Source organism: Moorena producens 3L (assembly GCF_000211815.1).
In the GTDB taxonomy this organism is placed as follows: domain Bacteria; phylum Cyanobacteriota; class Cyanobacteriia; order Cyanobacteriales; family Coleofasciculaceae; genus Moorena; species Moorena producens.
Map to the genome: position 1 here is coordinate 92,369 of NZ_GL890823.1, position 15,036 is coordinate 107,404.

14 protein-coding genes and 1 pseudogene are annotated in these 15,036 nt (G+C 43.1%); 6 read left to right on the top strand and 9 right to left on the bottom strand.

What is annotated here, in order from left to right; genetic code table 11:
• Window positions 1-141: 141 nt before the first annotated feature.
• Entirely contained in the window at window positions 142-3,066 is a 2,925-nt protein-coding gene (locus tag LYNGBM3L_RS02125) for an esterase-like activity of phytase family protein (protein WP_008178488.1), read from the bottom strand.
• Between the two features lie 458 nt (window positions 3,067-3,524).
• On the bottom strand, window positions 3,525-3,671 hold the full coding sequence (locus LYNGBM3L_RS46895; RefSeq protein ID WP_207554304.1) for a hypothetical protein: 147 nt from the start codon (window positions 3,669-3,671) through the stop codon (window positions 3,525-3,527).
• Window positions 3,672-3,909: 238 nt separating this feature from the next.
• Here LYNGBM3L_RS46895 and LYNGBM3L_RS02135 point away from each other — a divergent pair, with 238 nt between their 5' ends.
• A complete protein-coding gene (locus LYNGBM3L_RS02135; RefSeq protein WP_044492020.1) occupies window positions 3,910-4,332 on the top strand; it encodes a helix-turn-helix domain-containing protein in 423 nt (140 codons plus the stop codon).
• A gap of 124 nt (window positions 4,333-4,456) precedes the next feature.
• Here LYNGBM3L_RS02135 and LYNGBM3L_RS42635 read toward each other — a convergent pair whose 3' ends face one another.
• On the bottom strand, window positions 4,457-4,678 hold the full coding sequence (locus LYNGBM3L_RS42635) for a hypothetical protein (protein ID WP_008178494.1): 222 nt from the start codon (window positions 4,676-4,678) through the stop codon (window positions 4,457-4,459).
• 167 nt (window positions 4,679-4,845) lie between these two features.
• Between LYNGBM3L_RS42635 and LYNGBM3L_RS02145 the strand changes: the two genes are divergently transcribed.
• A complete protein-coding gene (locus LYNGBM3L_RS02145) occupies window positions 4,846-5,268 on the top strand; it encodes a hypothetical protein (RefSeq protein ID WP_008178498.1) in 423 nt (140 codons plus the stop codon).
• 33 nt (window positions 5,269-5,301) lie between these two features.
• Here LYNGBM3L_RS02145 and LYNGBM3L_RS02150 read toward each other — a convergent pair whose 3' ends face one another.
• Both LYNGBM3L_RS02150 and LYNGBM3L_RS34605 read right to left on the bottom strand, forming a co-directional pair.
• Complete coding sequence (locus LYNGBM3L_RS02150) at window positions 5,302-5,493, bottom strand: hypothetical protein (protein ID WP_008178500.1); 192 nt, start codon at window positions 5,491-5,493, stop codon at window positions 5,302-5,304.
• 39 nt (window positions 5,494-5,532) lie between these two features.
• Entirely contained in the window at window positions 5,533-7,515 is a 1,983-nt protein-coding gene (locus LYNGBM3L_RS34605; RefSeq protein WP_161603117.1) for a caspase, EACC1-associated type, read from the bottom strand.
• A gap of 28 nt (window positions 7,516-7,543) precedes the next feature.
• Between LYNGBM3L_RS34605 and LYNGBM3L_RS42640 the strand changes: the two genes are divergently transcribed.
• The gene (locus tag LYNGBM3L_RS42640; RefSeq protein ID WP_154659651.1) at window positions 7,544-7,711 is read left to right on the top strand and encodes a hypothetical protein; all 168 of its coding nucleotides are present in this window, start codon (window positions 7,544-7,546) and stop codon (window positions 7,709-7,711) included.
• Between the two features lie 100 nt (window positions 7,712-7,811).
• On the opposite strand, the gene LYNGBM3L_RS02165 is transcribed toward LYNGBM3L_RS42640, so the two are convergent.
• A complete protein-coding gene (locus tag LYNGBM3L_RS02165; protein ID WP_008178504.1) occupies window positions 7,812-8,744 on the bottom strand; it encodes a hypothetical protein in 933 nt (310 codons plus the stop codon).
• Between the two features lie 69 nt (window positions 8,745-8,813).
• A pseudogene (locus LYNGBM3L_RS37785) lies at window positions 8,814-9,993 on the bottom strand (IS630 family transposase).
• An 804-nt stretch (window positions 9,994-10,797) separates the two neighbouring features.
• Here LYNGBM3L_RS37785 and LYNGBM3L_RS45365 point away from each other — a divergent pair.
• From LYNGBM3L_RS45365 to LYNGBM3L_RS45370, 3 genes are all read left to right on the top strand, one after another.
• The gene (locus LYNGBM3L_RS45365; RefSeq protein ID WP_154659652.1) at window positions 10,798-10,965 is read left to right on the top strand and encodes a hypothetical protein; all 168 of its coding nucleotides are present in this window, start codon (window positions 10,798-10,800) and stop codon (window positions 10,963-10,965) included.
• Between the two features lie 487 nt (window positions 10,966-11,452).
• Entirely contained in the window at window positions 11,453-11,875 is a 423-nt protein-coding gene (locus LYNGBM3L_RS02180; protein WP_044492023.1) for a helix-turn-helix domain-containing protein, read from the top strand.
• A gap of 200 nt (window positions 11,876-12,075) precedes the next feature.
• Entirely contained in the window at window positions 12,076-12,339 is a 264-nt protein-coding gene (locus LYNGBM3L_RS45370; RefSeq protein WP_081473242.1) for a hypothetical protein, read from the top strand.
• On the opposite strand, the gene ftsY is transcribed toward LYNGBM3L_RS45370, so the two are convergent.
• On the bottom strand, window positions 12,247-14,166 hold the full coding sequence (gene ftsY / locus LYNGBM3L_RS02185) for a signal recognition particle-docking protein FtsY (RefSeq protein ID WP_008178517.1): 1,920 nt from the start codon (window positions 14,164-14,166) through the stop codon (window positions 12,247-12,249). The two genes, LYNGBM3L_RS45370 and ftsY, sit on opposite strands and share 93 nt — an antisense overlap.
• Before the next feature lie 231 nt (window positions 14,167-14,397).
• On the bottom strand, window positions 14,398-15,027 hold the full coding sequence (nusB, locus tag LYNGBM3L_RS02190) for a transcription antitermination factor NusB (protein ID WP_008178519.1): 630 nt from the start codon (window positions 15,025-15,027) through the stop codon (window positions 14,398-14,400).
• Window positions 15,028-15,036 lie beyond the last annotated feature (9 nt).

Below are 15,036 nucleotides of genomic sequence, written 5' to 3' on the forward strand. Positions count from 1 at the left end.
GATAGTAACTCCAAAGTTGTCACTGGTATTAACTTCCTCGGAGAGGTTAGCTTTAATACTGGATCCTTAACCCACGCAGTATTGCGTATTACCAAATAATAAAAACCGGGTAATCCTTTAATTACCCGGTTTTACAACGGATTAGATGATCGTGAAATCAGCCTCTGTTAGAGGATTAGCGATCGCAAAAGTTGCTAATAGTTGATTCTCCAAACTAATGCGAGCATTTTGCGAATCTTGTTCAATGGATAACTGACCAAAGGTCAAACCATCGGCTAAACCAATTAAGTCAACTCCTGCCTGGAAATCGAGAATGAAATCTGTACCTTCCCCAGCAGCTAAGACAAAGGTATCACTACCGCTAATACCAGAAGAGTCATCACCAGTCAAGAAGTCATTACCTAATCCACCTCGGATTAAGTCATCACCTTCATTACCGAAGATAAAGTCATCTCCTGCACCACCGTAGAGTTTGTCATTGCCGAGATTGCCGTTAATCCGGTCATTGCCTAAGCCACCGAAGATAACGTCATCTCCGCCAATGGTGCTATCAGCAAAGTCTCCCTGCAATACATCATCTCCAGCTTCACCCTGAATCAGGTCATTGCCCAGACCGCCATCAACGGTATCATTGCCTTCAGCAGCAGTAATGAAATCGTTACCTAACTCGCCAACAATTTCATCACTATCTGGAGTACCTGAAATAAAGTTGGGGGCTGGAAGACCTAATAAAGGATCTACATCCAGGGGTTGATCTAATTCGATCAGAATAACTTCGTTATTATCAATATCCGGACCCCGTCCTACGGAGAAGGGATAGTTGTTGTCATTGGCAACTAAGATCGTATTCTGATCAATCACCAATACATCTTCGATCGTGACAAATGGGAAGGTAAAGGTGAGTTCACCATCCCCGTTCACATCATCTGGGTCAGGAATGTTGAGCAAGTCAACTACTTCCTCTTTGGCAACAAAGCCATTTTCATCAATCTCAGACAAGTCAATCTTAAAGATTTTCTTGAACTGAGCCTCCGCTCCTTGCTTACCATCCCGCTCTATGACTAAGAACTCGTTGTCATTGATGGGGGTAAAATCCCCAATCGGATGACCGGGAACATCGGTACGGTAAAATCCTACCAGACCTTGGTATTCACTGGAAGCAACATCAAACTCATAGATGCGTAGAGCATCCTCTGGGTCCCCATCTACTACACCTTCGAGTAGGGGATACAAGGTGGTGCGGTCAGGGCTAAATGCCATGCCCTCAAATCCGCGAGACCTAGATAGATTAGGCAGTATAGTTTCTTGGTCAACTACAATTCTTCCAGTTTCTGGGAAGTCTGTAAAGAAACCATCTACTCCAAGCTCAATCAATTGACGGAACTCATCCTCTGGGCTTTGAGGGGTACCATCAGGGTTGAGGGTCAGGAAGCGCTCTTCATTACGTAGGGTGTAGGGGTGAATCTGCATTCCTGCATCATGAGCCCAATCGATGAAAGGACGAACTTCACCAGTGAGCTGGGTAGTGATTTCAGCAATGCCATCACCATTGCCATCAACAGGAGTATCGATCGATTCCCGCAGCAAAAAGCTGTTTTTCCAAGGACCAACACCCTCAGCGTAGTTAGCGCCAATGTAGTCAAAGACTGTCTGAGTGGCTAAATCTTGGTAAGTGGTATCGGGAATACCATCACCAGTGACATCAGCACCAAAGTCGGGAACAATGTCAACTAAATCGCCGTAGGTAGCCCGAGCCTCTTCTGCGGTAAAGTCAGGTTTGCTGAAATTAGCAACAATATCGTAGGGAGCAGAAAAACCGCCACCACCAGCATTTAGGAATTGATCGTCTACATCTCCGTAGAGCTGTACTAGGGGTAGATTTTCCAATCCAGCCCCAGGTAGCAAGTTATTTTGTAAATCAATTAGGTTAGCTACTTCAAAGGATTGGATGAAAATCCGGCTGGGGTCGGTAAAACCAGTTTCTTGTAGGGTTGCGATTAAAGGCTCTTCTAGGGATAAGCCTTGGTCATCGAAGAATGTAGGATGCTTGGTTTCAGGATAGATACCGATTTTTTTACCAGTTTCCGCTTCTACCTGCTGGAGTAGTTCGATAACCTCTTTGAAAGTGGGAATTTCAAACTGACCATCAAACTCATCACTACGAAAGTCACGAGACTGAACAGCACGCAGTTGCTTGATTTCTGCTAAGGTGAAATCTTCAGCAAAGTAACCAGTAATTTCTTCACCATCGAGCAGTTTGGTGGACTTGCGGTCTTCACCAAATACTTCAGCTACGTTAGTGGTATCATCTAGCAACGGTTCGTGACGAGCAATCAAGACACCGTCTTTGGTGATTACTAGGTCAGGCTCAATGAAATCAGCCCCTTGTTCAATGGCTAGAGCGTAAGCTTCTAAGGTATGCTCTGGACGATCACCACTAGCACCCCGGTGTGCAATTACTAGGGGAGGATCACCATCAAGGGTATTGAACTTTAAATCTGGGTTTTGAGGCGATCGCACAAATTCCCCTGTGGTATTACCGGGGATATTGGGAGTAGAAATAGGGGCTTCGAGCAGTTTACCAGTAGCATCGAAGTGAAGTAAAAATGGACCGAATTCTTCACCAATCCAGATATCGCCTTTAGCATCAATCACAAAAGACTCGATATCAAAATCCGCCCCGGTCAGAAAGCGTCCGCTACTGTCTTCGTTGACAATCTTGAAAGGAATTTTGCCATCAGGGTCAGACAGTTGAACAAAGCCTTCAATCTCTACACTACCATCTCCATCCTCTGCACCCTTGAAATCAGGGTTAACTTGATAGAGTCTGAGTAGGTAATCCGCACTATTCTGTTGGGCTCCAAAACCGTTATCTGATAGAAACCAAAAAGAGCCACCCCCACTAGGAGCAAACTGAACACCACTAAAGCCTTGAACAGGTTGTCCATCAAACGGACCGGTGCGACCATTGGCAGAAATCGGTTCACCGTTGCCATTGTCTGCACCAGACTGGGGTCCCTCTGCAAAGGTATCAGCTGGTAAAGATGCAAATCCTTTTAATTTCATAAAATCCTGGAATCAACGAGACTAAAACTCTCGAATTTAGCGTTTTTATATCTAGAGACTTAGAAGCACAGAAACTAGCTAAATTGTGTCAGCATTTCAGCTTTCAGCTATCACCTAGTACGTAATTGTTGCCAACCTTAAATCGCCTTGGCCTAGGTTTACGTGATGATTGAAACTGGCTGACCTCCCTTAGTAAGGTTTTCATTTCCAGGTTAAATTTTGATTGTATTTATATAAACATAATTATAAGGTTTGGTTAAAGCTTGTTTTTGAAGTCGCTGTAAATTTTTAGTGTAATTTTATCTGAGTAGGGTATAAATATTTTGTAAAGTTAACCTAGATTTAATATTAACTTAATTTTTTTAGTTTTTTATTAACCTTGAGCCTAGAGATTTTTTATATAATCCCTGACTAAGTAAGGTTTCGGCCAAAAATTTTGTTATCAACGATTTTAACAATTAGTTTTTAGCAAAGGGAGTAGGAAATAGGAAACAGCGGATCTGGAAATAATTATTTTTGATTTTTTTTAAGTAAGTATTCAGCCGTTGGCCATGCAACTTGGTATTAGCATTTAATTGTGAAAATGCAATAGTTTTTGATAACACTTTTATCTCACTCCTCTCACTAATCCCACTAATCCCAGTTGCCCCTACTGCTTGAGATTGTGACAATGCAATAGTTTTTCAGCACTCCCAAACCTCCCAAACCTTCCAAATAACCTAAATATCCCAAACCTACCACAAGCCCTGAAATAGCGATAATGCAATAGTTTTACTATATCCTTGCCTTTTCCGAAAAAGTGTGTTAAAGTAATAATATCGTTAAAGCAATGGTTTACGACCCATGATGATTTCCACCGCACAAGCCGCTGAATTACTTGGTGTTTCCGCCACTCGCGTCCGTTACCTTCTGGGCAAAGGCAGAGTTAAAGGGGCTTATAAGGTGGGTAGAACTTGGGTAATTCCTTTGTTTGATGGCATGCCGGTGGTCACTCCTGGCACTCGCGGACCAAAACGGAACTGGTCAAAGCGCACAGAGTACACTAAGGCTGTGATCCACGTTAATCAGAAAGTCATTCGCCAAAATCTCAAGACCGGGGAGCGTAATCCTGTAATTACGGTGAAGCGAGGCACTAAAAATGTTTACGCTCATACGGTGGAGGTCAATGGCCCGTGTCGGGTGATGTATCGTCCAGATGATCCCCTCAAGTGTGGAGCACGGGTGTGGATTGAGACGATTTCTGATTTTGAAGTGATTTCAGCTTGATGGGATGTGAATGCGTTCGCGTAGCGTGACCTACGGTCAATCGCGTAGGGTGGCAGTAGGCCAATCCCATTCACATCAAATTAATCACAAGGTGTCTTTTTGCGATCGCATTCACATCGATCAATCACAAAGTGTTCTTTTGCGATCGCATAAGCGCGGAAGCTTCGCTTGATCGCGTAGGGTGGCAGTAGGCCAATCCCGTAGCGTGACCTACTGCCAATCCCATCAAACCAGTCAATGTGGCGTAAGTCCCCTTTTGCCTTTTGCCTTTTGCCTTTTGCCTTTTGCCTTTTGCCTTTTGCCTTTTGCCTCTTGCCTTTTGCCTTTTGTCTTTTTCTTCAACCAAAGAATTAACTTACCATAAACATTGAGTAGTGTAAAACACTGTTTTATACGAGTTTACCGCCATTTCATGAATTTTTGGAGATATTTCTTGGTTTCTTAGTAAAATATCCTGATTCAATTTAGAGCTAGCGAAGAGTATAGTAGTCAACCATTACTTTTCTCTTTGCCATGAAAGGAAAAATTTTAAATTACCTTGTTATTATTGGAGTAAGCATTATTCTCCTGCTCGGTATAGTTACAACAGCTGTTGGTCAGGATAATTACAAACCGAATTTTAATGATAAGGTTTGTTTACAATGCTTTTCACCATATGTCCCCCTACATGACATACAACCATCAAATGATGAAGATCCTACTCCGGTTATAGGTTACCTTCAATCATCTATTGAAGTAACTAAGATAAACGATTCCTTCACTAGTGGTGATATCATTTTTGAAAAAATAACACTAGATAATAATAATTATGAATTTGCGATTAATAAAGATTACTTAGAAGACTGCATAAATAAAACCCAAAATCAACCCAATCAACAAAAAAAGATACAGATTTGTAAAATTATTAAACCAAAATCAAGTAATATAAAAATTTAAGTGTTTATAGACCAATATCACTGATAAAATTTATTATTCAGGATTACACCGCCTTTTAAACTCCTGATCATTATAGTACGTATTAGTAGCTTTTTTGTTACCTTTATGAAATCCTTCAATTATATCATTACAATACACAGATTCTTTCTCTAAATAAGCCACACGCAGCAAAACAGAAATCACCACAATAGCGATAACTATAACAAGTTTTGAGAGGATTTTCATAGGTAAGCTAAGTATTATCAAACTATCTGCTTTTGAACTTTATTTTATCCCCTCTGGGGTAACTAAAGGAGTATCTGAAACAGGGCTATAATCCCTTGGTGCTTTAGCAATCTGAATTTTAGAACCTTCCTGATCAGTATAGATTTTAGGAGTCATGACAGGAAGGGTTTCTTTAATCTTATTTTCGATGTACTCATGTAACTCATCCAGAGAAATCACCCTATCCCCATTCAAATCAGCTTCTCCCGTTTCAATGCCTTGTACCAAATACTGAGTGTAAATTGAGAGCTGTTTGTCCAATTGACTAAAGGAATAGTCAGTTGAAGAGGCGAGAATAGCACGCCCTTCTCCTCCTAATTGATTTTGAAGATCGACGGAGCGATCATCTTTAACCAGTAGGCCCTTACGAAAAGCTGCACTAAAGCAGCAGTCGAGGATAACGACTTGTCGCTTGGAGCGGCTACCATTCATGATGTTATGGATAGCCCTAGCAGAAACGGCTGTTGTCTTAACTAGTTCCCCCTGTGAATTCTTACGAGTAATACGAGTTGTTAAATACAGTTGATTGCTGCTATCTTTGACACCGTGACCTGAAAAGAACAGTAACACCAAATCATCTTTTTCAGAACTAGCGAATAACTCTTCAATAGCCTCTTCCATTTCCTGTCGATCAGGATTGCTGAGAGCTTTGACATCAACAAAATTTCCCAGTTGTGGGGAATCCAGTATTCCTTTGATTTCCTCTAAATCTTTGGTTGCGCCAGGTAGTGGCTTTAACCCCTTTCCATATTTACTGACTCCAATCAACAGCGCTCGTTTGACCCCTTGTGATTGGCGAGCATCCTTTACATGGAGCTGTTTATGGCTTGGCTTGTCTAGCACAACTGGCTGATTTAGACGTTGAAATGACTCAATTGGACGTTGAATTAATTGAGCATCTTGCACTTGCATGAAAATCACAGGTGTGGCAAAATCCCGTTTCCGATATCCTGTTGATTCATGGAGACTAATTTCTCGTCTTCCTTCCTGTACTGCTATATCCGCTGGCTTCCCTTGAGCTAATTGTTTATAAAAGTGGCAGGCAAATCGGCTAGCTGTGCTGTTAGACACGGGATACTGCATTGCCACGAGTACAGGAATAATTTGCTGCACAACCTTGGAAGCTAGCCCTACAGATACTTTCGATGTAGACTCCATTGCTCCCTGACATGCCTGCAACAAAATAATTCTAGGTCGATGCTGATTCAATAGCTCACTAAAGTCATTGGCGCTAATCCACCGTGCCTGATCAAATTCATCCACCAAGGCAATTTCACCATTTTCATTCTGAAAACGACCATGACCGATGAAATGGAAAATGTGAGGCTTTTTCCTGAGAATGTTATCAATAGCTTTGCGGCTAGCTGGATTCACTACTGGTAACAATTCCACCTGCTCTGGTTGTTCCTGGGCTAGTGTCTCTATCGCCGCCTGTACTTCTTCGTAGGCAACTGGATTTAAATCTGTGGGTGCAGAGACAACTAAGGCAATCCGCATTTTTTCATTTGCCCCTGACTCCATCGGTGGTGCTGAAATCCGCTGTGAGGGCAGGCGCGAGAAGACCAAAGCAGGTGCAGTAGCCAACCACATTGTTCCTGAGTATTTCTTCTCGGGTAAACACATAAATTCCCACGGGAACGCTGCCACTTCAGGCATCTTTCGCTCATCTATATGTAGTTCTACCCGTAGCAGTTGCTGTTTAGTGTGAACAACTTCGTTATAAAATGCTATAAAGTCATCGCAAAGTTCATCATCAAACAAGGTATCAAACAACGCTTCTCCCAGAAACCTCGACTGGTTAGCATCGTTTAATCCGTTTTGACGAACCTTCTCAATCAACTCCTTGACTTCTGGGGTGATCTTATCCTGATAGCGAAATATTCCAGGGATTCGATTATTGGGCTTTCCAGGTTCTTCCTTTTCAACCCGCACTCTACGAGGATTTATCACGCAGATGCGATAAATGTATTTGGCTCTAGTCATAGCGGTCTGATCAGATAAAGCTGATGAATTGGTAAGCATACGCGCTACGCGCACGCTACTTGAGGTGCGGTCAGCGGTCAGCGGTCAGCGGTCAGCCTTCAGCCTATGTGCTACGCGCACGCTACGCGAACAGCCTTCAGCCGTCAGCCGATTTTATTCAAAAGCGTGGCACAGGCTTCGACGCTGTGACGCATAAGCTGATAGTTGATAACTGATAGCTGAATGCTGATAGCTGAATGCTGATAGCTGAATGCTGATAGCTTACCATAGATTTACAACCAAAAGATGCACCCGATTTAAGTCGCTAAATCCTGTTGAAGATTAGCTTTCGGCAGGTTCAATATCCATTCCTTAACATCACTACGACTGAATTTAATTGCTGCCTTATTCTTATTTCGTATTAAGGTTTGGAATCTATCTGCCAGATCACTGAAAACATCACGGATATCAGCAGTTAACCAGTTCATATCCGGCTCACCCCAGGCGATCCCGCGCAAATTAATAGACTTTATTTCCTTAGGCACTTTAAAGACAATTGCAAATTGGACTGTCAGTATTTTTTGGATTTCCGGCTCTTCAATCCGCCAGTAACACCTTGAGTTACCTTCACCTTGGGAAATAATTTCAAAGTGACCAGCTTCGTAAGCATACTCAGGAATGACAATGAATGCTTTGAGTTCGTTCTTATTTCCTACATTAGCTTTGAGCTCCGCAGGAATAGTTGTAAATTCGGCTAGTTCAGTGCTATCAATCCCGATACTCCAATCAAGATTGCTATTGATACCTAAATTCATGCCCACCCCGAAGTTCATCACAGGTCGCCATTGGCTTTTGGGGAAAATAGACTGAACGATGGGCTCTTTTTCTCCTTTGGGACTGAAGTCAAGCTCACAGCATAATCGCCAAAATATAACCCCTGGTTTAGGACGCAAATCGACAGTCACAGTCATGTAATAGAAATCAAATGCATCACGCATTTGCTGTCGATAAATATTGGTCAATCCCTCTTCAGTTTCTTCAAATAGGTCTTCGGTAAGTAATATCAACTTATCCCTAGGATTGCCAAAGATAACTCTACTTTCCTGCAAGTTTTTAACGGCGGTTCCACCTACACCAAGCTTTGTACTTTCATCCAGGGGACTTTCCCATTTTTTCACTTGCTCAAATAGGTCAGCCAATAAAGTCTCAGCTTCTTGGGGATTCGGTCGGGAAATGTTTTCATCGGTCATTGACTTCAGCTCTCTTTACATTGACAAAGTTACTCATATTTGAAAATATTGTGTAGTGGCGTGGCACAGCTAATTTGGTGCATTAGATTCTAGGTCTTCATCAAGTTCAAATACAGGATATAGGTGTTTAAGTTTGACTCGTGCATCTTCGGTAGTAAATCGCCAAACGACCTTGGCTGAACTACTGTTGCGCTCTTGTTGCCATGCATCAAGTTCATTCTTTAGTTCCTCAACCGTGGCAATCCGACGGTCAAGACATTGCTGAGACAGTACTGATAGCTCAGTTTCCGCGTTCATTTTGCCAACTACCATTGCGTGGCGTGTGAATCAACGACCGTCGCCGTGCCAAACTGTGGGCTTCAGAGGCGGGAAAAGTCTTGTAAAAAGAGGAGATGTTATGGATATTGAGGTTGTCGCACAGCAAGCGCACAATGTGATCATCAGGATAGTCAATATCGAGTAATTGCTTGACTTCCATAGCCCAGTCGGAGCTGGTGCGGTTGTCGCGACAACTGACTCGTCGCCAACCTCGGCTGGGGTCAAAAAACCTAAATAGGGCTTGGACTCCTTCACGGGTGTAGTGATAGTCTTCTTTGGCATTTACTCCTGGCTGCATCGGAATCGGTTCGCTTAGCGTGACCATGTAACTCCTTGCTGGCTTCATCCATGCAGATTAAGGGGATTTCTGGATTTTCAGGACAGGTATAGTGGTCTAGAACTACTTCCATTTCGGCTACAAATCTTGGCAAATCTCGTTCTGGAATACAGAATCTCTGAGTTTTCCAGGGACGCAATTTGTTTTTTTTAGGGTTCGTCTCACTGTTTCCCTAGAAATTTCCGTGACGATTGTGCGTCGCTTGAGTTCTGTAGTTAAGAGTCTCAAACTCCAATTCCCTCTCCCTTGGGGTGGCTCACTGCAACAAAGGGCAATAATTTGAGCTTCTGTTTCTCCATCCACAATCGGCTCTACTGGTGGTTTCCTTCTGAGTTTTCTCTCCTTAGCTGGCACTACTCCTTTTTCTAAGAATTTTTTTCGCACTCGACCCACTGTATTGCGATGGAGATTGAGTGCTAAGGCAATTTCGTTATCTGTCCATTTCCGCTTTGCTTCCCCTCCTTCGTCTGACATCAACAGTATTTGAGCATGAAGTATTTTTTTGGCTGGGGCGTATCCATTGTTGCTTATGACTTCCAGCCTTTTTCTCTGTTCTCGACTCAGAATCACCTTGTCTCGTTTTCCTCTTCCCATACTTTCCGCCTCAGTTATCCTATTTCTATTGCACTATTTTAGCTGTGCCACGCCAGTAGGGTGCGTTAGGGGGGCGATCATTTTCTGCCTCGTAGCCAGGGTTATGTTGCTGCCCGTAACGCACCACCGTGTCAAACAGCAAAAACGAGATATACCCGTATAGCACAAGCCACAATCACACAATTATTGATTAAGTTACTGGCAAGCTGCATCTACAGCTTCGATGGATAAGGGGGAAGTTAGAGAAGTTAACAACCAGCCTTTTCAATCAAATCCGTAAATTTACCAGACTATAAACTTATAAAAATTAGTATTATCTGATTATCTAGTATGATGAGCTATCAGGGTTGTAATTGGGGTAACAACAACTTGTCTAGCCAAACCATAACAAATAGCTATATTTTTAAGATTATTTACTTTGAGTATAGTTTATTTGATAATACTATACCACAATCCGGAACAAGAGGAACCAACTAGAGACAATTTTAATCTAATCTTTTATTCTTTCATCAGATAAAATAACCCCTTTCCAAATAGGTCATGAACACTAATGCGGATTTCTGATCACATCAAAAAATCCCGGAGTCCTTTGCTAATATTCTCTTTCAGCTGTTTCTTGTTTCCGGTTAGAGCAATTCTCTGTTTACATCTCATTTGAAAACCCTAATGTCCCTGAAACAATCGATAAATTTTAAGACTTATGAATTGACAAAAAAGCAAAAATGTGCATAGGAGAGAATAGAAAAAGCGATCGCATTCCCTATGGTCGAGTAACAAAGGGTTCCAGGAAAGCGTTCCCGTAGCGTGACCTACGGTCAATCGCATTTCCATAACAAAGGCAACAGGGTAACCATTCAGCCGTCAGCGGTCAGCGGTCAGCGGTCAGCGGTCAGCGGTCAGCGGTCAGCTTTCCCTAACTCAGATAAAAAAATGCTTACCTGTTTTATTCAAAAGCTGATGACTGATAGCTGATAGCTGATAGCTGATAGCTTACGCAACAGGCAACAGGCCAGAGCTGATATTTCGATAATGCAATAGTTTTATAGAACCCTTTTATCCTAATCATCCTACAATCTCTACACATCCCATACATCCCACCGAATTAGAAATTGCGACAATGCAATAGTTTTATAGAACCCTTTTATCCTAATCATCCTACAATCTCTACACATCCCATACATCCCACCGAATTAGAAATTGCGACAATGCAATAGTTTTATAGAACCCTTTTATCCTAATCATCCTACAATCTCTACACATCCCATACATCCCACCGAATTAGAAATTGCGACAATGCAATAGTTTTTAGCACCCTCTTATCCTGTTTAACTTGCTACACCCACTCATCCCATTCGTTTCTCTTTTAAATTGTGACAGTGCAATAGTTTTACCATGCCCTGGCATTTTCCGAAAAAGTGTGTTAAAGTAATAATATCGTTAAAGCAATGGTTTGCGACCCATGATGATTTCTACCGCACAAGCCGCTGAATTACTTGGTGTTTCTGCCACTCGCGTCCGTTACCTTCTGGGTAAGGGCAGAGTTAAAGGCGCTTATAAGGTGGGTAGAACTTGGGTAATTCCTTTGTTTGATGGCATGCCGGTGGTGACTCCTGGCACTCGCGGACCAAAACGGAACTGGTCAAAGCGTACAGAGTACACTAAGGCTGTGATCCACGTTAATCAGAAAGTCATTCGCCAAAATCTCAAGACCGGAGAGCGTAATCCTGTGATTACGGTGAAGCGAGGCTCTAAAAATGTTTACGGTCATACGGTAGAGGTCAATGGCCCCTGTCGGGTGATGTATCGTCCAGATGATCCCCTCAAGTGTGGAGCACGGGTCTGGATTGAGACGATTTCTGATTTTGAAGTGATTTCAGCTTGATGGGGAATTTGCGATAGCGTAGCGTGACCTTAGGCCAATCGCATTCAAATCGAATCAACCAGAAGCTGGCTTATCCTTGATGAGGGAGACTTTAGCGATCGCGTTTTTTAGCAATTATATTTTTTTGCTTCCATAATAAGTATGGACAACTTAGTCATTACATTACTAAACTGTTGTCCATTTATATTGGATATTATTCAGTGAGAAGCAAAACGAAGCAAAACCGTCAAACCCTATCCCTCTGCTCCCGACTCCCGACTCCCGACTCCCTACTCCCTACTCCCGACTCCCTACTCCCGACTCCCTACTCCCTACTCCCGACTCCCTACTCCCTACTCCCTACTCCCTACTCCCTTGCTGTCAAAACCAGCTTAGCCACTAAGCAAAGCTTCCACAAATTCATAACTAGAGAAAGGCCGCAAATCTTCAATCCCTTCTCCTGCACCAATAAACCGAATCGGTAAGCCCAGTTCCCGCACTACTGCTAAAGCGACACCACCTTTAGCACTTCCATCCAATTTTGTCAATACCACTCCACTCAGTTTTGCCGCCTCTGAGAATACTTGTGCTTGACGTAAACCATTTTGACCCAAAGTAGCATCCAGCACTAGCAACGATTCAACTTTGGCATCCGGGGCTTTTTTAGCAACAATTCGCCGAATTTTCGCCAATTCCTCCATTAGATTTTTCTTATTTTGCAATCGTCCTGCTGTATCCACCAACAGTAATTCGGTATTTCTAGATTGGGCAGCACTAATACCATCAAACACAACAGCAGCTGGATCAGTATTCTTACCAGGATTAGCAATCACTTCAGTACCACTGCGCTCTCCCCAAATCTTAACTTGTTCCACTGCAGCAGCTCGAAAGGTATCTGCTGCTGCAATTAAACAACGGTAGCCTGACTTCTGACCTAAGTTAGCGAGTTTACCAATAGTAGTAGTTTTACCAGCACCATTGACTCCAGTCATCAGCCAGATATTCAAGGTATCGTTTTCTGGAGCAAAGATCCGACTGTAATTGTTACTGTAAGGTTGCTCTAGCAAATCTCTGATGATTTGTTTGAGATATGCGATCGCTTTTTCTGCTGGTAGAGACTCCTCCCGCAACTTAGCTTGTAGAGTATCAATAATATAGTCAGTGGCCTCAATTCCTACATCTGCTTGTAGCAGCAGCGACTCAATCTCCATTACCGCGTCTTGATTCAACGGGCCTTGACCCACAATCGCCTTTATTTGGTTAATCAAGCTACGACGAGTTTTGCCCAATCCCTGACGCAGTTGCTTGAGCCAGCTAATTTCCTCGATCGAGATATCCTCAGGACTTCTTCCTTGAGATGCCAACACTTCTGCTGACCACAAGAACCCATCATCAAAGGCCAGACCCAGCATATCTTGATCTATCTCTGCTTCCCCTTCATCCTCTTCGATCACAGTTGCCACTTCGGGTTCCGGTTCAGGGGTCTCAATAGCTGTTTCCTTAAGACGTTCCAGCCGTGCTAGTCGGTTAGCACTTGCTCGACGCGCCCAGCTTGGGCCAGAAGCAGGCGTTTCTTCCTCTGTTGTCTCAGCTGATGGAGCTATATCAGTTGTCAAGCTATCTGACTCAGGGATTGGTTTATTCTCAACCAAGGTCATACCTATAGATGAGTCATGATTAGATTCTGAATCCGATGGTGTTGATACTACCTCCTCTACCATCTGATCAGAGGATTGCTCGGTTACTGGTTCCACCGTTTCAGCAGTATCTACCGAAGCTTCACTAACTGTAGACTCTTCTACTTGTGATTCTACTTGTGATTCTACTTGTGATTGTGCTTGTGATTGTGCTTGTGATTCTTCTTCAACAGCTATCTGACCTATCTCAGCGACTTCTGTAGTGTCAGTTTCCTCAGACACTTCCAATGTTTCAGCCGCTGGAGATTCAGTAGACGCTTCGGATGTTTCAGCCGCTAGAGATTCAGTCTCCTGAGATTCTTGAGGTTTTTCCGGTTTAGCCGTTGCTGCTGGCTGAGCCGTTGTATCATCTACTGGCTTACTTTCAGTAGTGTCTTCCTCTGGAGATTGATCTACTTGTTGCTTCTGAATATTTTTGTAGGCAGCTTTTGCCCAACTCAGGTAATCATCAGCTGCTGCTGAGGATGACTCTTCGACAGATTTAGAATCAGCTTGGTCTATTGGTTGTTGCTCTGTTGCCTTTTGTTCCGATTCTACTTGAGATGTATCAGAGTCCTTTTTCTCAGCAGACTCTGCGCTAGGATCAGACTTTCGGTGGAACCAATTAAAGACCATTACCCTTACTTGACTATGGCGTCAATTAACTATATATATTCAATATTTGATTTAGGTTTTGAGTGCTTAGCCCTAGGCTAATCCCTAACCTTTTCCCTTAATTTTATCGATATTTGACTTAATATTCTTAATTTTGTGATCTAGCCTGGCCTATTAGGCTAATTTTAGTCTATTCCCGATACTCCTCCTCTCTACTCCCTACTCCCTACTCCCTACTCCCTACTCCCTCCGCTATTGTGGTAGAGCTTGAGTTTTAATCAAGTCATTGGCACGACGCAAGACACCATTAATAAAACGGTGTCCCTCTTCATCACTGTAGCGTTTAGCCAGTTCCACTGCTTCATTAATTGCGACTCGGTCTGGGATACCTAAAAACGCAATTTCCGCCACAGCCATCCGCAGAATATCCCGGTCAATACGAGGTAAGCGCTTCAGTTGCCAATCTTTCAGGGATTGGTTCAACATCTGATCAATCTCAAGCTGTCTACGACTGACAGCTTTGATAATTTCTAGGGTATAGCTACGGACTTCAGCCGTATTAGACAACTGGACAATTTCGGGAATCTCTACCGCACTTCCCAAGTGATTGATCGCTTTCTCGGTTAACTCAATTGCATCCGTTACCATTGCTCTAGCACTACGTACATCAGTAGCGCGAGTTTCACTTTCGAGAATGCGATCGCTACCCCGTTTCAGTTCAGCCGCCGCCGTTTCTAAAGCCTCTTGAATTTCTCCAGTCAGGGTACGAACAGCCGCCAGCACCAGATTATTCAGTTGTTGTGTATCCAACCGCTCTGGTGAGTTGGGCATCTGAGAGATGCTCAAAAGAGCCAGTTCACGGGCCATTCTGCGAGGTTGCATTGTTTGTCC